Genomic DNA, 19,122 nt, shown 5'->3' with positions numbered 1-19,122 from the left:
GTAGTGTTTGCTCTAAGCAGCAAGCCGTTAGAAGAATAAAAGTGCTGATATGGCTCAGTTGGTAGAGCGCACCCTTGGTAAGGGTGAGGTCCCCAGTTCGACTCTGGGTATCAGCACCAGTAATAAGCGTAGAGTTCGGTAAATTGTGAGAAACCTCAGTCGAAAGACTGGGGTTTTTTGCTATGGGGAATTTAACCATTTTTACTTTGTATCTTTGGCTGTCTATCCTTAATGTCTTCACTGTAACGTTTTAATTATGTATCGCCTGATAGGCTCCATACCCCACGGCTGCACCTGCTACATCCCATGCGAAATCCTTCCAGCTCCATCCACTGCCTGCTTCACGACTATCATATAATTCTTTTCCTGCACCGAGTCCGATTGAAAAGAACAGCCCAAAAGAGCGACTTCTGGCGTCATTCCATCCCTGATGTTCCCCATATGCGGTACCCGCAGCGGCTAATATAGCGGAACCAACAAAATGCTCTGATTTATCTTTGCCCGTCCAGCTATCGTTGGCGACATGAGTACAACCGCTGCATATGAGAACAGGAATAAACAAACTTAATATGTAAAAGCGGGGCGAAGAAATAACCATGGTATCTATTCCTGTGACTGAATAACGATGCTTAACAAGGTTCCACTTTTGTTAGTGGTAGTGTGTCTTTATCCCATAAAAAAAAAGCCTGATCGCATCGATCAGGCTTCCAGCATAATAATAATAGCTGATCACAAAATACGGCTGATTAATCTATCTATCCGGATACGTCTCAGGCGTCGAATAAGCTTACGTACCTTAATCGGGTAGTTAGGAATGTTTTCCAGCTCCATATAATGCGAAACAATGTGTGTATGCTCGCGTATTTCTTCAAGTTCTTTGTGACGCTGCACTAGCATCTCATTATGTGGGTCGTGAATAAGAATTGCGTTCTCCAAATCCAGCCGCCAGGCGCGTGGATTTAGGTTGTTACCGGTGATTAATTGCCAGCGATCATCAACCCAAATCCCTTTGAGATGGTAGCTATGTTCACCGTCTTTCCATAAGCGAACAATTAACTGCCCGCTGTCTACAAAGCGTTGTAGCCGACTCAAAAAACGGCGCAAATTGATTTCGTATAGATAAGGCAAGGCACCGATAATTTTAAACGGTTGATCCTGAGGGATATAAAAATCGTTCGCAGTCTTATCACCCACAATAATTTCAACCTGTTTACCACGACGTAGCAACGCGATAATATTTCTTGCGAGCAGTGCCGGCATATTGAAATAAGGTGTGCACAGGGTTAGTTTTTGATCGGCGCTAGCCATCAGATGGTGAATAGTACGATTAAGTGAATTCTGCTTACCTAGCCCGACCAAAGGAGTCACAGCCAATTCATCGTTACCTGCGCTGTCTTTAAAATGATAACTGCTGTCACGCAGAGATTGTCGGAACTGGCGGGTTTCGTTTTTGATTTCGATATTTTTGGGACGATCATCGCGATCAAGACGTTGAACGGCGCTAGCGCAGATGATCGACTTTCTGATGAAGTCGACCATCGTGTTAGCCAACGGGATATTAGTCAGCAAATGGTAGCGGTCGTAGCGATATTTATCATGACGATGTAAATAGACGTCATTGAGGCTGGCACCGCTATAAATAACACGGTCATCTACAATAGAGCCTTTGAGATGCAAAACACCTAATGCTTCGCGGGTATTAACCGGTACACCATAAACGGGTACAGAGACCCCAGGATGCTGCTGTGCCATGCTGCAATACCAGTCAGCGTTGGTATTCGAAGCCGCAGCGCCGATGCGGCCACGCTGAGCACGATGCCAGTCAACGAGGATACAAATCTCAAGCTCAGGCCGTTGCTGTTTGGCCGCATATAGTGCCGAAAGGACATCACGCCCGCCGTCGTCATTCTCTAGATAGAGTGCGACAAGGTAAATCCGATGCGTTGCATTAGCGATAGCCTCGAGCAGAGCAATACGGAAATCCGTAGGGCAATAGAGTGTTTGAACAGCATCAACCGTTTGGGGGAGTTTTGGCAGTTGAGCAAGGTGTTGTTGATGTTTATTACGTTTAAATTTTGACAACATCACAGTGCGCTTCTTCTCTCTTCAGGTAATAGCGATAGCGGCATAGAAGAACTAAGTCAGCCGCATAATCGGTCGATAATACCATTAGTACTCTCTGTTGTGCGTATGTTTTGCCTATTTGTGACCTCGAGCGGCGACGTTCTGGCCAGACTTGAGGCGCAAAGATAGATTAACAATCCCATCCTGCAGTTGCACATCGACCTCAAATCCGAGCTTTCTTGCTAGTGTCACCATCCCCTGATTATTCGGCATAGTGATCCCCGTAAGCCTTTGTAGACCGTGCTCTGAGGTATATTTGATCATCTTATCCAGTAGACGTCTACCCAGCCCAAGCCCCTTTAAATCCGAGCGAACGAGTACGGAGAATTCTGCATCAATATTATCCGGATCCGAGACGGCTCGCGTCACGCCAATGATTTCCGATTTGTCATTAACCGAACGAATAGCAACGAAGGCCATTTCACGATCGTAATCGATTTGGGTCATGTTCGCTAAATCCTCATGTGTGAACTCGTTGATCTCGCTGAAGTAGCGATAATAGAGATCTTCTTTAGTCACTTTGAGGATGAATGCATGCAGCAAAGGTTCATCTTCCGGGAGGATAGGACGGAATTGGCAAACTGAACCGTCTTTAAGCGTGACTTGTTCTTCGAACTCCTGAGGATAGGGACGGATAGCCAGCCGAGATGATGCATCAATGCTGACGTCTGCTAGCTGAAGTGAAACATCAAGCAGATTGAGTTCGTCGCCCGACACCAGAAGTGGGTGAATATCCAGCCTGACAATCTGTGGGCAATCGACAATCAGGTTAGACACCTTGACCAGCAACTGGCTCAAGGTTGGTATATCCAGCGGACGTGAAGCATTATGATCGCGGATTTTCCCGCTCTTCACTGCCTGTAAAACCTGATAGCGTGCCAGTGCCAGGTTGAGTGGTGGTAAAGCGATAGCTACCTGCGTTTCGGGACGCCACTCGCTACCTCCTTCACCCAACATGATAATCGGTCCAAACACCGCATCTTGTTCAACCACAATCCTCAACTCTTGTGAACCAGGGCGGTTAGCCATAGTTTGCACTAACAAACCATGAATACGCGCCTGAGGAAATGAGTGCTTAGCACGATCGAATATCGCGTTGGCGGCCTGCTCAACCTCACTGGATGTTCGCAGGTAGAGCATTACCCCCTGAACTTGAGAATTGTGCGGAATATCGGGTGAACGCAATTTCAGTGCCACTGGGTAGCCTACTTGCCCGGCAATATGTACAGCTTCAGTACTATCACTGGCTATCCATGTCGGCAGAACATCCATGCCGTAAGCCTGGAAGATGGTACGTACTTCGTGGGTATCGAGCTGCATTACTCCTTCTGCAAGAGCCTGGCTAATTAACCGATGCGCCTCATCGGTATTTTGCTGCAACCCGACAGGTAATGAAGGCGTTTCTTTTAACTGCTTCTGATTACGGCGGTATTCAACCATGTGCATAAATGCCGTCACGGTGCCTTCGGGCGTTCGATAGGTGGGTATGCCAGCTTCGGTAAAGAGTTTACGCGCTTCCTGAGATGAGAATTCGCCGCACCAGTTGGTGAGTACGGTCACGCGCTTGCCTCGCGGATGCTTCTGCAGCGTGGCGATCACCTGTTCAGCGGTGACAGTACCGTGCGCTGCGGCGCTTGGTGCGTGAATTATCAGCAAGGCGTCGTAGTCGGTACTGTCTAACAGCGAAGTAAGTACTGACTGATAGCGTTGCGGCGTCGCATCATCATGCAGGTCGAGCGGATTCGATATTGCAATGTTTTCCGGTAATACGTCGCGTAACGCCAAGGAGGTTTCACGACTAAGAGCAGCCAGCTTACCGTTGCGTGAAAGCAGTTGGTCAAGAGCCATTGCTGCAGGTGCTGCCCCGTTACTCATGATAAGCAAGCGCTCACCCCTCAGAGGGTGCATATGGCTCAGCGTCTCTACAGCGGAAAACAGTTCATGGGTATCCTGCACTCGCAACAGGCCAGCACGCTGGATGGCAGCGTCGTAAGCAGCGTCCAGGCTCTGCGGGCTATTGAGCAGTTTTTGCGCTTGCGCACTGCGGCCACTTTTAATCACCAGAATGGGTTTGTTACGAGAGGCACTGCGTGAGGCTGACAGAAAGCGGCGTGCATCACTGATATGTTCGAGATACAGCAGGATCGCGCTGGTTTTACTGTCACGTGCCAGAAAATCCAGCAAATCATCGACATCAATATCCAGACTGTCGCCCAGCGAAATAAAGTAGGAAAACCCAACGGCCCGCTGCTGTGCCCAGTCCAGAATCGTGTTGGCGACAGCCGCTGACTGCGAAATAAACGCCAGTTTCCCGGGCAGAATGGGTACCGGCGAAAAGCTGGCATTCAACCGTTGCCAGGGCGCCAGGATCCCCAGACTGTTAGGTCCTAACAGGCGCATATGAAAACGTTGTGCGCAGGCTTTAAGCTCAGAAAACTGTAGCGAATGGGAAGAGAGCACAATGGCCGTTTTACAGCCGCATTCTCCGAGTTGTTCGAGCAGTGCCAGATTACGATCAGCGCGGGTACAGAGAATCGCCAGGTCGGGGGTTATGGGTAGGTGTGCGACATCCGGATAGGCCAGCACACCACAAACGGCCCGATACGCGGGCGTGACAGGTAGTACGGGTCCATTGAATCCTCCCTCCAGCAGATTACGCATCATCAGATAGCCGGCGCGACCGGGTTTATCGCTCGCGCCGAGTACCGCAATGGATTTAGGTCGTAATAGTGCTTCTAGTCCGCGCTGGCTCATTTATCCTCCGATACCCTTTATACCTGGAAGCTGCACCAGTGTTAGCTGCGCTTGCTCGCCGAATGACTTGGTGAGCCAAGCTCATCGGGATTTGCTCCCTTGCTGCGTTGATGCAACGCCAGCGACTTTAGGTATATTTCAATTTGCATTGATTCTAGAGTGTTTGGTTCTCTTTTGCTGTGAGCTGATGCACCGGATTATGGGGTTTTCCCGCCAGATACTGCGTGCGGAAATGCGTAAAGTGCCGCGATAGCCCCGAAGAGGCCTCAAGATCGCCAGCTTTTTCCAGCAAGGCTGCGGCGACTTCTACGGTGCAATGCAATTCAGGGCGTGAAGCTTCACGCAGGATATAGCCTGATTTGGCACTCACATCCAAAGAAAAAACTGGCAAATTATCCAGGTAGGGGCTTTTGCGGAACATTTTGCGCGCTTCGTTCCAGGTGCCATCGAGCATAACAAATAGAGGCGGTTTACTTCCCACTGGGACTTCGGTAAACACTTGCCGCGGTGGCTGAGCAAAAGAGGCCGGGAAAACTACATAGGGTTGCCGAGAAGGATCTGAAATTGCCTCGAGTAGTGCCGGATCGGTTTGGGTGCGCGACCACATAAACGCCTGTGTGTCCGGGAGAACATCAGCGATTAACCGGCCGGTATTGCTGGGTTTCATCGGCTCTGTGTCAAACATCACCAGACAAAAGCGGCTGCTGGCCTGATGGACTTCCCGTGTGGCGCAGATGCAGTTACGTTTAGGTAACAGGCAGGACTGGCAGCGAATAACACGAGAACCCCGCGCAAGGAATGGGCGGGTGGATTGAGTAAGGCGCTGCTCACGCAGGCGAAGAACGGCATTGTCTGACATAAGCATTCCGCAGGTGTAAACCGACTATTCTAATCGGCGTTGAAGCACAGGGATAGTCACATGTTGGCGTAAAACGGTTGTTGAGATAAACCAAAAGGCCCACACAGGCGGGCCATTGGCTTGGGGCTTAATGCGGACTTATGCGTTACAATGATTCATTAAGCCAGTTGTTGAACGGTGCTTTTGGCATTGCACCACTTAGCATGTCGACCATTTTACCTTCATTGAATACCATAATGGTCGGAATACTACGGATACGGAAACGGGCGCTCAGTTCAGGCTCAGCTTCCGTGTTCACTTTAATGAACCGGATTTTACCGGCACGTTCCTGCGCGACATCTTCGAAGATGGGCGCAAAATTAACGCAAGGGCCGCACCACGGAGCCCAGAAGTCGATAACTACCGGCAAATCATCCTGCAGGTATTTGTCCAGCGTACTTGCTGTGGCGTGAACGACTTCGCCTTCAAACAGTGAATGACCGCAACGGCCGCATTTTGCGCCATCGTCTATACGATCACCCGGCAGGCGGTTGGTGGCCTGGCATGATGTACAAATCGTATTCATAAAGTTAGCCTCTGCATTGCTCAATCGTAAGAGTCGATCAACCCAACACCAAAGCGTGGTGAACGACAGGGCTGACATGTTACATATATGTTGCCAGTATGAGGTCAAGCCTCCTGCTGGACAATGCGGTTTACTCAATGAATACGATAGTTTTTAGCTTTTGGTCCAAAGCAAGTGGCTTACCACACAGACATCAGGTAATCTTCGCGCCCAGCGCGTAGGTGGAGAGAGAAATGAACGATTCATTCAGTGGCAAAAACGGCAAAGTCAAAGTGATGTACGTCCGTAGTAGTGACGACGACGGCGATAACCGCAACAACGATAAACGTCCTTCTGGCAATAAAGGACGTCCTGGCGATAAACCACGTACCGGCTCCCGTCCTGACGATGCCCGCCGCAATGAGCGTCGCAGCCCTGATACCCGGGGTGATTCCCGCGGTCCTGATGCTCGCCGTGGCGATGCACGTCCGCAGCGTACTGGCCGTGATGCACCGCGTCCGGCGCGTTCTGACCGTGACGACGATGGCCCGTATTCTTCACCGTGGAAAACCGTTTCCCGAGCGCCTGACGATGAGTCAGCGCCGGATCACGGCGGCATCAGCGGTAAAAGCTTTATCGACCCTGAACAACTGCGTCGTCAGCGTCAGGAAGAGACCCGTGTTTACGGTGAGAATGCCTGTCAGGCGCTGTTCGCCAGCCGTCCGGACGCTATCGTCCGCGCATGGTTCGTGCAGTCTGTCACACCGCGTTTTCGTGAAGCACTGCGCTGGATGGCAGCAAATCGCAAGGCTTATCACGTGGTTGAAGATGACGAATTGGCCAAAGCCTCAGGCACCGATCATCACGGCGGCGTTTGCTTCCTGATTAAAAAGCGCCAGGGTCTGGATGCTGACACATACCTGCAAACTGCACCGGCGAAAGACTGTGTGCTGGCGCTGGAAAATGTCGGTAATCCACACAACCTCGGCGGTATTATGCGTAGTTGTGCACACTTCGGTGTTAACGGTTTAGTCGTACAGGATCCGGCCTTACTGGAATCTGGTGCTGCAGTGCGTACTGCTGAAGGCGGCGCGGAACATATCAAAGCCATCAGCGCCGATAACTTCCTCGACGTGCTGGCGAGCTTCCGTAAAGCGGGTTACGCCATCGTCACAACCTCAAGCCATAAAGGGACAGTACTGGGTAAAGCCGAACTGCCTGCCAAAATGGTTCTGGTACTGGGCGAAGAAAGCGATGGTTTGTCTGATAGCGCATGGCAGCAGGGTGATATCAACATCTCTATCGGTGGTACCGGTAAAGTAGAAAGTCTGAATGTTTCTGTTGCGACCGGTATTTTGCTGGCTGACTGGTGGCGTCAAAACCACGCTTAATCGTCAGAATATGTTCTAGCGAAGTCACCATAAAAACGGACGCCTCAGGGCGTCCGTTTTTATGGTTGCTAATAAAGTGTCAGGCGAAACGCAGCTTAGTGCGCACCACCTCCCTCTTTACTGCCTCCCGCACCGCCGAACGGGGGGCGGGCAAACCAGATCAAAACCAGCAATATCAGGAATGCTCCGCCGGATAACCAGAAAATCTCATTGGCAGAAATGATCAGCCCCTGATTCGTTATCTCTCGGGCTATCCAACCTGATGCCTGCTGGTGGCTCATTCCCATCCCTTCAAGTTTGGCATAAGTCTGCTGTGCAACTGGGTTAAACGGCGTGATATTTTCCGATAACTGCGCATGATGCAGCGATTCACGGTCTGCCCACATGGTGGTGGTCACCGAGGTACCGATAGAGCCTGCGAGTGTTCGGATGAAATTCGACAGGCTTGATGCGGCTGCCATGCGCTCTGGCGGTAGCCCGGACAGAATAATGGTGGTCAGTGGCATAAAGAAGCAGCCCACGGCGAAACCTTGAAAGAACTGTGGCCATGCTGACGCGCCAAAATCCATCCCCGGTTCGAACGTATAAGCTCGCCAGTAGAAGCACACCGCATACATGATAAAGCTAAAAGTGATCAGCTTGCGCATGTCGAGACGATGCGCAAAGCGGCCAATGATCGGCGACATGATAACCGGCAGGATCCCTACCGGCGCAGAGGCCAGACCGGCCCAGGTTGCCGTGTAGCCATATACCTCCTGCAACAGCTGCGGCAGCAGAACAATGGCGCCGAAGTAGAGCATATAGGCCAGGCTGATACACAGCACACCGATGGTGAAATTTCGCGATTTAAAGAGCGAAAGATCGACAATGGGGTGGTCGTCAGTCAGCTCCCAGACCACCAGGAAGCAGAGCGCCACCACCGCCACGGCGGCAAGCACGATAATTTCCGTGGAGTTAAACCAGTCTAGCTCTTTACCGCGGTCAAGCATGACCTGCAATGAGCCGACCCCCAACACCAGCAACACCAATCCGATGCTATCGATAGGGCGTATCTGCGTGGGGGTTTCGCGTCCTTTCAGCGTTCTCAATGTCAGCGCAACCACAACAATGGCGATCGGTACGTTGATAAAGAAGATCCAACCCCAATGGAAGTTATCACTGATATAACCGCCGAGGATCGGGCCACAGATCGGCGCTACGATCACGGTCATCGACCAGAGTGCTAAGGCGGTACTTCGCTTGGCCGGAGGATAATTATTCAGTAACAGACTTTGTGATAACGGGATCAGTGGACCTGCCACCACACCTTGTATTACACGGAAAAAGATCAACATTTCCAGGCTGTTGGAAATCCCGCACAGCCAGGAAGCGATGGCAAACAGCACGGTTGACCACAGGAACAGTTTGACTTCACCTATGCGTTTCGCCAACCAGCCGGTGATCGGAATAGAAATCGCGTTTGCTACCCCGAACGAGGTGATAACCCAGGTACCCTGAGAGTTTGAAGCACCAAGGTTACCTGCGATGGTCGGTATCGCCACGTTGGCGATGGTCGAATCCAGCACCTGCATAAACGTGGCCAGAGACAAAGCGACTGTCATCCAGGCCAGCGGTGCGCCTACCAGCGGTTTATTTGCCACAGAGGCCTCCGACGGTTTTAGCCTGCATTGGCATGAATGACATCAGCAATGATGGCGTCAACCGGCGCCAGATCTAGCGTCAACGCGGTGGTTTGGTACAGCGGCTCTGTACGCACTTTATTGGCCAGCACCAGACCGTTGCGATCTCGTGTATCCACCGTCACCAGCGCGGACAAACCGATACGCAGCGGATGCTTCGCCACCTGTTTGTCGTCCAGCTCTATACGTACCGGCAGACGCTGAACCACCTTGATCCAGTTGCCGGTGGCATTCTGTGCCGGTAACAGCGAGAACGCGCCGCCAGTCCCCATATCCATGCCCACCACTTTGCCAGTATAGGTGACATCATCACCGTACATATCGCTGACGACGGTGGCTGGTTGGCCGATACGCATGTTGGCTATTTGTGTCTCTTTGAAGTTGGCATCCACCCAAACGTGATTGGCGGGAATCACCGCCATCAGGGCAGTTCCCGGTGTGATTTGCTGACCAACCTGTACCGAGCGACGTGAAATAAATCCATCGATAGGACTGACCACACGGGTACGTTGCAGAGCCAGCCAGGCGTCGCGCACCTTTGCTGCTGCCTGCAAGACCTGAGGTTGTTGATCGACGGGCGTACTCAACACCATCGCCTGATTGGCGTTGTACTGTTGAATCGCGACGTCGAGCTGGGCTTTAGCGATCTCAACGGCGTCATGCGCATGTTGCAGTTCTTCACGTCCGATAGCATCGGCATTACCGAGTATCACGCGGCGCTTCAGGTCGCTCTGTGCCTGCTTTAGTTGCGTCTGGCGCAGCGCGACATTGGCTTGATATTGACGGCCATTAATGATCAGTTGGTGGGTTTGACGCACGCTGGTCGCCAGACCGGTTTTGGCCCGATCGAAGGCTTGTTCGGCATCGGTGGGATCTAACACCACTAGAGGATCGTCTTTTTTGACGAAATCGGTGCCTTCGAAATTCACGCTGGTTACGCTGCCCGACACTTGCGCCATGATTTGCACTTGGTTACCGGCGACATACGAGTCATCGGTACTCTGGAAATGACGTAACACCAACAGCCAATAAAACAGGTAGGCGATGGCGATAATGACAAAAATGCCGGTTAAGGACAGTAATGCAATTTTGCGTGATCTCTTTTTCTTATTCGGCTTTTTTACAACAACCGAATCCTGCGGTGGCGTCGCCTGAATGCCCGCATTTTCGCTCATGGTTTTCTCCACACTGTATCTTGTTTTTATTATTCATCCGCTGCATAACCGACCTGCGGTAATGCATGGATTTGCATAACGATTAGTTTCTTTCGGTGACCGGGGCCTGATAGCCACCCCCAAGCGCATGGATTAAGCTGATTCTTGCCTGAAGCAAATTGCTGCTGGCGTTCAGTTGTGCCTGTTGCTGTTGCAACAGCGCTGTCTGTCCGGTTAGCAATTCATCCCGTCCGATGATTCCTGCTTTGTAACGCGCATCAGCAACCCGATACACATCCTCAATCGACTTCACCGCTGACGACGCTTGCTGTAACTGAGCGAGACTACTTTTTGCGATGGTTATCGCATCGGCGGTTTGTTGAATGGCCGACAGGATAGTTTGATTGTAAGACTCGACTGACTGGTCATAGAGTGCAGATTCTTCGCCCAGCTTGGCGCGCAGGGCACCGGCATGGAAGATAGGTAAAGAGATGGCAGGTGAAATATTCCAGGCTTTGCTGGCCGCTTTCAACAGCGTTGGATGCGTGCCGCCAAAGTCGGTGGTGTTGAAGCCACCAAAAGCGCTGATTGACAGACTTGGGTAGAACTCTTTTTTCGCCGCGGCAATACGCTGAGAATAAGACTCCACGAGCGCACGCTGGGCTGCGATGTCAGGGCGTTTACCGAGCAAGTCGATAGTCAGGTCGCCCTTTGGAGCGATGGCCTCTGCGGCAGGAAGAGGAACGGTGCGCAGCGTATTCAGGCCGTCCGGACCCAAACCCGCCAAAGCGGCCAATTGATGCTTTAACTGATCAATCTGCGACTGAGATTCGATAATCTGTTGCTGGACACTGTCGGCCTGAGCCTGGGTTTGCTGTGGCACATCAACACTATATACACCAGCCTGATACTGCGCTTTACGTAAGTCAGCTAAATGCTGGTTATCATCGACTTCCTGTTGTAAAACCTTCTGAATCGCCTCTTTCGCTTGCAACTGGTAATAGGTCGAAGCGACAGAACTGGTCAGTGTCAGTGCCGCTTGAGCCTGTTCTGCACGGGCAGAGTCTACTTGAGCTTTTGCGGCGTTGACCTGATTGCGGTATTTTCCCCACCAGTCGAACTCGTAACTTAGGTTTAATCCCAGAGTATTACTGTTGTCGTAGATCGGTGCTTCAGGATAGCTGGTCAGGAATGATGGGATGGTGTTTTTGGAGACACGCTCATGCTTGGTTGAGGCATTCAGATCCAAATAAGGACCGTTTGCCGCGCTAGCTTCACCGGCAACGCTTTGTGCTTCACGAACCCGTGCGGCAGCCTGACGTAACGACGGCGAATTTTGCAGCGTCATTGTCATCAAATGATCAAGCTGCGGATCGTTCAGGCTACGCCACCACTGCGGACTGATCGCCAGCGAGCTGACTTTGGGCTGGGCCAATTTCAACTGCTGATTGTTCAACAGGCTTGACTGCGGCGCAATGTTTTCGCTGGAGGCGCAGCCCGCTAAAAGTAAAACGGCGAACAGCGGCGTAAGTCCCCAGTTGGCTTGGAGTGACATATTTGGGTTACCTGAACAGAAATTAGAGTAGTTGTTTCGCGGTGACATCCATCTGATCCAGGCGGACTAACAGTTTGCGAGTCAGGGTCTCCAACTGCTTCTGTTCATCATCGTCGAGAGTTGACCAGAGAAGATGCAGGCACTTATGTTGAGGCGGCAGAACGGTCTGAATAAAGGCTTCCCCGTCTGGCGTCAGATGTAAATGCAGGCATCGACGATCGTTATCGCTTTCGCGCCGTTCTATCCATCCACGTTTTTCCAGTTCATCGGCAATTCGCGTGGCGTTAGTGCGTGAAGAACCCAGTGCAGAGCTTAGCTCTGACGGCTGAATACTGTGACTTTCCTGCGAATCAAGCGTCAGTAAAGCCATAAATAGGGTTTCATTAATTCCCTGTGCTTTCAGCATTTTATTGCGATTTTCCAGCAATTTACTTTGCATGTGCATGCAGAGCCGGGTGAGCAAAATTTCCTGATAAGGGAAATCTTTCTGTTTTTTGGCCCGGAAATTTAACATGCTTTCAATCGGTGCGAAGGAGCTATCCATGACGAGAAACCTCATTAGTTACGAATGACATAGTAACGGTAGTAATTAAAAACATCAATATTATGAACACCCAAAGCTTTAGCATTAAGTGTGATCCATAACGAGGGTGAATTATTCAAAAATTAATAAACCAGTACGTGGTACCCGATCATAACAAAAACGGTTCACTTCCCGTTGCCTTAAATCCACATAGTTCATCAGGCCATTTTATATTTATGACCAGACCACCAGGTCAGCAAATTGAGCACGCTCATGATGACACCTGCAGCAGAAACCCCATACCAGCCAGCCCATTGAAATGCCGACGCTGATACCAGTGAACCTACTGCACCACCGATGAAGTAGGTCGTCATATAACCGGCGGTGAGGCGGTTACGCGCTTCTGGCATCGACTTATAGATGACGCTTTGATTGGTGATATGCACACCCTGTACCGCCAGATCCAGCACGACAATACCGACGATCAATGCCAACACCGAGTGCTCACCATAGGCAATCGCAGCCCATGACAGCAGCAGTAGTATCAGTCCAACGGTGGTGGTGAGGTGGGCCTTACCTTTATCTGCCAGTTGCCCGGCGCGGGTGGCGGCCAGCGCGCCAGCAGCGCCGACCAGACCAAACAGGCCAATCACGCCTTCAGAGTAGTGATACGCCGGACCCGCCAGCAGAAACGCCATGGAGGTCCACAGAATACTGAAGTTAGCGAAACAGAACAGACCGAGCAATGCGCGGGTACGCAGCACTGGCGTGTGCAAAAACAGGCTAAAAATAGATTTCAACAACTGCGGGTAATTGAGTCCGGTATGCTGTTTATGTACAGGCAGGCGACGCCACAGGATCAGTGCCATTGCCAGCATCAGCGCACTGGCTACCCAGTAAACGGTACGCCAGCCACCCAGTGTTGCCAGCAAACCCGCCACGGTTCGTGCCAGCAAAATCCCCAGCAGCAAACCAGACATAATCAACCCGACCACTTTACCGCGCCGTTCAGGCTCTGCCAGCGTTGCTGCCAGCGGCACCAGAATCTGCGCGACAACGGAGAACAAACCCGTCAGTGCGGTGCCTATCAGCATGACAGTTAGCGTTGGGGCCATCGCGGTGATCAGCAGCCCGGCAGCAGAAAGCATGGTCATCACCACGATCAGGCTGCGGCGCTCAAACATATCACCCAGCGGCACCAGAAACATTAGGCCAAAAGCATAACCGAGCTGAGCAATAGTGACGATGAAACCGGCCTGATTAACAGAAAGATCAAAAGCTCTGGCAATGGTTTCCAGCAAAGGCTGGGGATAATAGTTACTGGCGACGGCAAGGCCTGTGGCGATGGCCATCAGAATGATCAGCCCTGGCGTGAGCGGAGAGTGTGGATGTGTGGTTGTCATAGTTTTCGATTTTAATCAGCAGCGGGTTGTATTCAGCATTCAGCATAGCGCTGAACTCAGGGGAGTATCGTTAAGGAGGAAATATTAAACCAGTGGACTATTTTGATGGCAACGATTGTTTTTGGCAATGGGGTGGTGGGATGTTGGATGTTTAGCCATTTAAGATGATAAAAAAGGCGCTGAATTCGAGTTCAGCGCCTTTCAATCAACCAATAATCTTAACCGTTAAGGTTTTGGCTTCGTTACTTTGCTGCCGCAGCGGCTTCTTTCACCCAACCGTCAAAGGTTGCCTGGTGGGCTTTGATCCAACCGTCGGTCTGATTAGCGATGTCTGCTTGAGAGCTTTGACCCGCATGCATCGCTGAGTTCTGTGCGTTGATGTCTTTCAACGGTAATTTCATGATAGCGAAAAGTTTTGCAGCAGCCGGGTTGGCCTCAGCAAACTTCTTATTCGCAACGATATGCATGGTGTTGACTTTGAAACCGTAATTTTTACCGTTCGGTAAAGTGGTATCGGCATTTTTATCGCCCGGTATGACGGAGAAAGGCACCTGCATCCACAGCACGTCTTTGCCCGGCACCAGCACATCACTTACCCAGTAAGGCGTCCAGGTATAATAGAAGATAGGTTTACCTTCTTTATAACGCGTGATGGTGTCAGCGATCATCGCTGAGTAATTCCCCTGATTGTGGGTCACGGTTTTTTCCAGACCGTAAGCTTTCAACTGCTCATTCAGGGCTGCTTCACAACCCCAACCTGGCGTACAACCGGTCAGATCGGCTTTACCGTCACCGTTGGTATCAAACAGTTTGGCGATTTTTGGATCTTTCAACTGGTCGATATTGGTGATGTGGTATTTCTCGGCGGTTTTCTTATCGATCAGATAACCTTGCGCTGCGCCGGTAACATAAGTCCCTTCGCGGTAAAACACCTTGTCGCCACCTGCGGCTTTGTACATGGCGTCATGCAGCGGCACCCAGTTCACCGCCGTAAAGGTAGCATCACCTGCAGCAATGGTGGTATAGCCGACGTTGTAATCGACTTCACGGATGGGTTGAACGTCGTAGCCCAGTTTTTCCAGTGCCTTACTAACGAGTTGAGTCTGAAAAGTCTCTTCGCTGATGGTGCTCTGAATCGGGGTCACGGTAACACCTTTGCCTGGAAGGTCAGCAGCAAAGGAGGAAGCTGAAGCGAGTGTGGTCAGGGCGGCAACCGCCCAAAGATGATTCTTTAGCATAAAATAATCCCCTATTTATCGTCGTTATTATGTTTTAAGAACGCCGCATGGAGCCAGCGCTTGTCCGATCATGATTTTTTAGCAGCGGCTGTGGCTTCTTCGATCCAGCCGTCGAAGGTGGTCTGATGCGCTTTGATCCAGCCATCAACATGTTGTTGGATATCGGCCGAAGAGGATTCCCCTTTGTGCATCCTCAGGTTCTGTGCGTTCACGTCAGCCAGTGGCAGTGTCATGATGGCGAAGAGTTTCGCCGCCGCCGGATTTTTCTCAGCCCATGCTTTGTTAGCCACGATGTGTTCGTTGTTGACCGGGAAACCGTAGTTCTTACCGTTAGGCAGCGTGGTATCCAGATCTTTCTGTGAACCCGGCGTCGCAGAGAATGGCACGGTCAGCCAAACGACATCTTTGCCCGGTTTCAGCTCGTTACTGACCCAGTACGGTGTCCAGGTGAAATACAGCACTGGTTTACCGGATTTATAGCGGGTCAGCGTATCGGCGATGATGGCGGAATAGTTCCCTTCATTCTGCGTGACGGTATCACTCAGGCCGTAAGCTTTGATTTGTGTATTCACGACGGCCCCGCAGACCCAGCCTGGATTACAGCCAGCCATATCCGCTTTACCATCACCGTTGGCATCAAACAGTTTGGCGAGCTTTGGATCTTTCAACTGCGATAGATCGTGAATGTTGTATTTGTCAGCCGTTTTCTTATCGATCAGATAACCCTGCGCTGCGCCTTTGATATAAGTGCCCTGGCGATAGAATTTCTTATCTCCGCCGGCAGCGTTATACATGTCTTTTTGCAACGGTTCCCAGTTAACGGCCATAAACGTGGAATCGCCGCTGGCGATCGCGGTGTAGGCGACGTTGTAATCGACTTCGCCCGTTTTCTGGACGTCATAGCCCAGCTTTTCCAGCGCGCGGTTAACCAATTCGGTCTGGAAAGTTTCTTCCGCGATGGAACTTTGTAATGGTTTGACGACCACGCCTTTGCCCGGTAAATCGGCGGCGAAAGCCGCGGGTGTCGAAATGGAAATGGCCAGAGCGATGGCTTTTATTGATGTCGTGCGCATGGTGAACCCTTATTTTTTATAAGTTTAAAGCTATGTAGCTTTTTATGAATACGTAAGAGTGGACGAGTGCTTAGTGAGGTATCCCGGCGGTTGACCGCCGGGAGGTACAGTCTTTGATTAGGCTTTTTTCACAAAAGGTTTAGCCAGCAGGCCAACCGGCCCGCGGGTGAACCAGCGATGGCCACCTTTGCTGCGGCTGTCTTCACCCATAGACTGGGTTAAACGGTCGAGGATAATAGCGAGGATAACGATACCCGCACCACCCACCGATGCCAGACCCATATCCAGACGGCCGATGCCGCGCAGAACCATCTGACCCAGACCGCCTACGGCAATCATCGAGGCGATAACCACCATCGACAACGCGAGCATCAGCGTCTGGTTAATACCGGCCATGATGGTCGGCATCGCCAGCGGCAACTGAACTTTGAACAGCAGCTGGCTTGGGCTGGCCCCGAAGGATTGTGAGGCTTCGATCAAGTCTTCTGGCACCTGATTAATCCCCAAGATGGTCAGACGTACGATAGGCGGCAGGGCGAAGATAATGGTGACGACCACGCCAGGCACATTACCGATACCAAACAGCATGACGATGGGGACCAGATAGACGAACGCCGGCGTAGTTTGCATGGCATCAAGCAACGGACGGATAATCTTCGCTGCACGTTTACTGCGCGCCAGCCATATTCCGAGCGGGAGCCCTATCAGCACACAGAAGAATAGTGAGGTGAGCACCAGCGCCAGCGTTACCATAGCCTGTGACCAGGCACCGATCGCGCCGATCAGTACCAGAGATACCAGCGTTGCCGCACCCATACCGAGGCCTGCCATCTGCCAGGCGATTAAAGCAAAAATCAGCATGGCAATCGGTGCTGGCAATGATTCCAGACCGTGCTGAAAACCGCTCAGTATGAAATCAACCGGTACACGAATCGCTTGAAACACCGGGCGGAAGTTGGTGACAAGCCAGTCAATACCTTCGGTTACCCAGTGGTCAAGCGGGATAAGCGTGTTATGGAATGGGTCAAGAATATTGAACGGGTGATGCTCCGTCGGAGCGATATTCAGCCAGTCATTGGCCTGCGCTGCAGCATTATGTGTGGCATCAGGTGCACTAGTGACCGCATCGCTGCCGCTCGAGGCGGCACCCCAGGGATCGCTACTGGCAGCATCGGCCACTGGCTGGGCTGCTGCGACGTGGCCACCGCTGGCGTTATCCGCACTCCAGGGATCGATGGCGGCATTTACCGTTTGTGACGCGGCCTGAGCATGTTGAACGATACTATCGTTAATTGAATTCTTCATTATTCGTTACCCCCATCTTTGTCCAGGGCTCGAAGCAGCATAGCCTTGGAAATAATACCGATATAGTTATTGTCCTCATTAACCACCGGCACGGCGTAAGGCGCGGCGGCGACATGAGAAATCAACTCACTGAGCGGCATATCTGCCAACACCGGTGCAGGAAGGTCCAACAGCGCGGCGTCCAGTGATTGATTGGCTTTTAGCGCGACTTTCAGGGAATCAATCGACACTACGCCGATGAATTTCTGACCACGCTCCAGCACATAACCATATTCGCGGTCTTCGTCTTCCAGCAGCTTAAGCGCTGCCCGCGGACCAAAACCTGGGGTTCTACGAATTAACGTACCACGACGACGGGCGATGTCCTTGGCACTGAATACCTGACTGATATCCACACCGCGGAAGAAGGTGCGCACATAGTCGTTGGCCGGATTGTTCAGAATCTCTTCCGGTGTGCCGACCTGTACCACTTCGCCGCCCTGCATGATGGCGATACGGTCGCCGATGCGCATGGCTTCATCAAGGTCATGGGAAATAAACACAATGGTGCGCTGATGCTGCGCCTGCAATTTCACCAGCTCATCCTGCATTTCGGTACGGATAAGGGGATCAAGCGCCGAGAAGGCTTCATCCATCAGCAGAATATCAGGGTTGTTAGCCATAGCGCGGGCCAGGCCTACACGCTGACGCATACCGCCGGACAGCTCATCGGGATACGAGTTGGCGTAGTTTTCAAGACTCACCTGACGCAATGCATCAAGGGCTTTCTCTCGACGTTCCTGCGTCGGAACACCGGCCAGCTCCATGCCAAACGCCGTGTTATCTAACACGGTCATATGAGGCATTAAGGCAAACGACTGAAACACCATACTGATTTTGCTGCGACGAACCTGACGCAGTTTCGACTCGGAGATCTTGGCGATGTCTTCGCCGTCGATCAGGACTTCACCCCGGGTAGGTTCTATCAGACGATTGAGAAGGCGTACCATGGTGGATTTCCCTGAACCGGACAACCCCATGATGACGAAGATCTCGCCTTCTTCAATGGCCAGACTGGCATCCTTAACGCCAAGTGACAGACCGGTTTTCTCAAAAATTTCTTCTTTACCCTTACCGGCTTCAATCATCTTGAAAGCGCGATCCGGGTTTTCGCCAAACACCTTATAAAGGTTCTTTACTTCAATTTTAATTGCCATGCAATGTGCATTCCTTGGATATAAATAGCCATGTCGGCTTGATGTCTAGTTTTTGTGGTGGTGCGTATAGAGTTTTACCTGCTAACAAAATAGTGAACGCCTTATACCCTAACACATCGACATTCTGAGACAAGTCTCAATGTTTCTGATGAATAATCGTGATTGCGAATCTGAGTGCGTATATATGTGTATTTGGTATGTCTAATTTTCGCGTATCTGAATTGACATTTAATGACAAATTTCAAGGTGCTGGGATTTCTGTTTTTGGTTAATTATTTTCGTCTTGAATTTTGCATAAATTATAATCAAAGCATTGATTATAAT

15 protein-coding genes and 1 tRNA gene are annotated in these 19,122 nt (G+C 51.2%); 2 read left to right on the top strand and 14 right to left on the bottom strand.

Annotated elements, in window-relative coordinates:
- Positions 1–43: 43 nt before the first annotated feature.
- A tRNA-Thr gene (locus tag IEV89_RS15765) sits at positions 44–119 on the top strand.
- Between the two features lie 131 nt (positions 120–250).
- Here the strand turns inward: IEV89_RS15765 and IEV89_RS15760 are convergent.
- The 5 genes from IEV89_RS15760 to trxC all read right to left on the bottom strand — a co-directional run bounded on the left by IEV89_RS15760 (position 251) and on the right by trxC (position 6,302).
- Positions 251–598: a YfiM family lipoprotein gene (locus tag IEV89_RS15760; RefSeq protein WP_188474468.1), complete on the bottom strand. Its 348-nt coding sequence runs from the start codon at positions 596–598 to the stop codon at positions 251–253.
- 131 nt (positions 599–729) lie between these two features.
- Positions 730–2,085: a CDP-diacylglycerol--serine O-phosphatidyltransferase gene (pssA, locus tag IEV89_RS15755; RefSeq protein WP_188474467.1), complete on the bottom strand. Its 1,356-nt coding sequence runs from the start codon at positions 2,083–2,085 to the stop codon at positions 730–732.
- Positions 2,086–2,199: 114 nt separating this feature from the next.
- On the bottom strand, positions 2,200–4,878 hold the full coding sequence (locus tag IEV89_RS15750) for a bifunctional acetate--CoA ligase family protein/GNAT family N-acetyltransferase (protein WP_188474466.1): 2,679 nt from the start codon (positions 4,876–4,878) through the stop codon (positions 2,200–2,202).
- Between the two features lie 154 nt (positions 4,879–5,032).
- A complete protein-coding gene (locus tag IEV89_RS15745; protein ID WP_188474465.1) occupies positions 5,033–5,737 on the bottom strand; it encodes a tRNA-uridine aminocarboxypropyltransferase in 705 nt (234 codons plus the stop codon).
- A gap of 145 nt (positions 5,738–5,882) precedes the next feature.
- Entirely contained in the window at positions 5,883–6,302 is a 420-nt protein-coding gene (gene trxC / locus IEV89_RS15740; protein WP_188474464.1) for a thioredoxin TrxC, read from the bottom strand.
- A gap of 233 nt (positions 6,303–6,535) precedes the next feature.
- Between trxC and IEV89_RS15735 the strand changes: the two genes are divergently transcribed.
- The gene (locus tag IEV89_RS15735) at positions 6,536–7,672 is read left to right on the top strand and encodes a tRNA/rRNA methyltransferase (protein ID WP_188474463.1); all 1,137 of its coding nucleotides are present in this window, start codon (positions 6,536–6,538) and stop codon (positions 7,670–7,672) included.
- A 95-nt stretch (positions 7,673–7,767) separates the two neighbouring features.
- Here IEV89_RS15735 and emrB read toward each other — a convergent pair whose 3' ends face one another.
- The 9 genes from emrB to proV all read right to left on the bottom strand — a co-directional run bounded on the left by emrB (position 7,768) and on the right by proV (position 18,798).
- Positions 7,768–9,312, bottom strand: coding sequence for a multidrug efflux MFS transporter permease subunit EmrB (gene emrB / locus IEV89_RS15730; protein WP_188474462.1), 1,545 nt, complete (start codon positions 9,310–9,312; stop codon positions 7,768–7,770).
- 17 nt (positions 9,313–9,329) lie between these two features.
- On the bottom strand, positions 9,330–10,526 hold the full coding sequence (emrA, locus tag IEV89_RS15725; RefSeq protein WP_188474461.1) for a multidrug efflux MFS transporter periplasmic adaptor subunit EmrA: 1,197 nt from the start codon (positions 10,524–10,526) through the stop codon (positions 9,330–9,332).
- Positions 10,527–10,608: 82 nt separating this feature from the next.
- Complete coding sequence (locus tag IEV89_RS15720) at positions 10,609–12,060, bottom strand: efflux transporter outer membrane subunit (protein WP_188474460.1); 1,452 nt, start codon at positions 12,058–12,060, stop codon at positions 10,609–10,611.
- Between the two features lie 22 nt (positions 12,061–12,082).
- Positions 12,083–12,604: a transcriptional repressor MprA gene (mprA, locus tag IEV89_RS15715; protein ID WP_188474459.1), complete on the bottom strand. Its 522-nt coding sequence runs from the start codon at positions 12,602–12,604 to the stop codon at positions 12,083–12,085.
- Between the two features lie 197 nt (positions 12,605–12,801).
- Positions 12,802–13,986 (bottom strand): MFS transporter, encoded by a 1,185-nt coding sequence (locus tag IEV89_RS15710; protein WP_188474458.1) that lies wholly within the window; start codon positions 13,984–13,986, stop codon positions 12,802–12,804.
- Positions 13,987–14,228: 242 nt separating this feature from the next.
- A complete protein-coding gene (gene proX, locus IEV89_RS15705) occupies positions 14,229–15,224 on the bottom strand; it encodes a glycine betaine/L-proline ABC transporter substrate-binding protein ProX (protein WP_188474457.1) in 996 nt (331 codons plus the stop codon).
- Between the two features lie 68 nt (positions 15,225–15,292).
- Positions 15,293–16,297, bottom strand: coding sequence for a glycine betaine/L-proline ABC transporter substrate-binding protein ProX (gene proX / locus IEV89_RS15700; protein WP_188474456.1), 1,005 nt, complete (start codon positions 16,295–16,297; stop codon positions 15,293–15,295).
- 117 nt (positions 16,298–16,414) lie between these two features.
- On the bottom strand, positions 16,415–17,602 hold the full coding sequence (proW, locus tag IEV89_RS15695; protein WP_188474455.1) for a glycine betaine/L-proline ABC transporter permease ProW: 1,188 nt from the start codon (positions 17,600–17,602) through the stop codon (positions 16,415–16,417).
- The gene (gene proV / locus IEV89_RS15690) at positions 17,602–18,798 is read right to left on the bottom strand and encodes a glycine betaine/L-proline ABC transporter ATP-binding protein ProV (RefSeq protein ID WP_188474454.1); all 1,197 of its coding nucleotides are present in this window, start codon (positions 18,796–18,798) and stop codon (positions 17,602–17,604) included. Before proV ends, proW begins: the two co-directional genes overlap by 1 nt.
- Positions 18,799–19,122: the final 324 nt, after the last annotated feature.

The organism is Hafnia psychrotolerans (assembly GCF_014639435.1).
In the GTDB taxonomy this organism is placed as follows: domain Bacteria; phylum Pseudomonadota; class Gammaproteobacteria; order Enterobacterales; family Enterobacteriaceae; genus Ewingella; species Ewingella psychrotolerans.
This window is presented reverse-complemented; position numbering and strand designations above follow the sequence as displayed.

Bases quoted from the DNA above. Each gene is read 5' to 3' on its own strand.
- IEV89_RS15760 (WP_188474468.1), bottom strand. From the start codon at position 598: ATGGTTATTTCTTCGCCCCGCTTTTACATATTAAGTTTGTTTATTCCT.
- pssA (WP_188474467.1), bottom strand. From the start codon at position 2,085: ATGTTGTCAAAATTTAAACGTAATAAACATCAACAACACCTTGCTCAA.
- IEV89_RS15750 (WP_188474466.1), bottom strand. From the start codon at position 4,878: ATGAGCCAGCGCGGACTAGAAGCACTATTACGACCTAAATCCATTGCG.
- IEV89_RS15745 (WP_188474465.1), bottom strand. From the start codon at position 5,737: ATGTCAGACAATGCCGTTCTTCGCCTGCGTGAGCAGCGCCTTACTCAA.
- trxC (WP_188474464.1), bottom strand. From the start codon at position 6,302: ATGAATACGATTTGTACATCATGCCAGGCCACCAACCGCCTGCCGGGT.
- IEV89_RS15735 (WP_188474463.1), top strand. From the start codon at position 6,536: ATGAACGATTCATTCAGTGGCAAAAACGGCAAAGTCAAAGTGATGTAC.
- emrA (WP_188474461.1), bottom strand. From the start codon at position 10,526: ATGAGCGAAAATGCGGGCATTCAGGCGACGCCACCGCAGGATTCGGTT.
- IEV89_RS15720 (WP_188474460.1), bottom strand. From the start codon at position 12,060: ATGTCACTCCAAGCCAACTGGGGACTTACGCCGCTGTTCGCCGTTTTA.
- mprA (WP_188474459.1), bottom strand. From the start codon at position 12,604: ATGGATAGCTCCTTCGCACCGATTGAAAGCATGTTAAATTTCCGGGCC.
- IEV89_RS15710 (WP_188474458.1), bottom strand. From the start codon at position 13,986: ATGACAACCACACATCCACACTCTCCGCTCACGCCAGGGCTGATCATT.
- proX (WP_188474457.1), bottom strand. From the start codon at position 15,224: ATGCTAAAGAATCATCTTTGGGCGGTTGCCGCCCTGACCACACTCGCT.
- proX (WP_188474456.1), bottom strand. From the start codon at position 16,297: ATGCGCACGACATCAATAAAAGCCATCGCTCTGGCCATTTCCATTTCG.
- proW (WP_188474455.1), bottom strand. From the start codon at position 17,602: ATGAAGAATTCAATTAACGATAGTATCGTTCAACATGCTCAGGCCGCG.
- proV (WP_188474454.1), bottom strand. From the start codon at position 18,798: ATGGCAATTAAAATTGAAGTAAAGAACCTTTATAAGGTGTTTGGCGAA.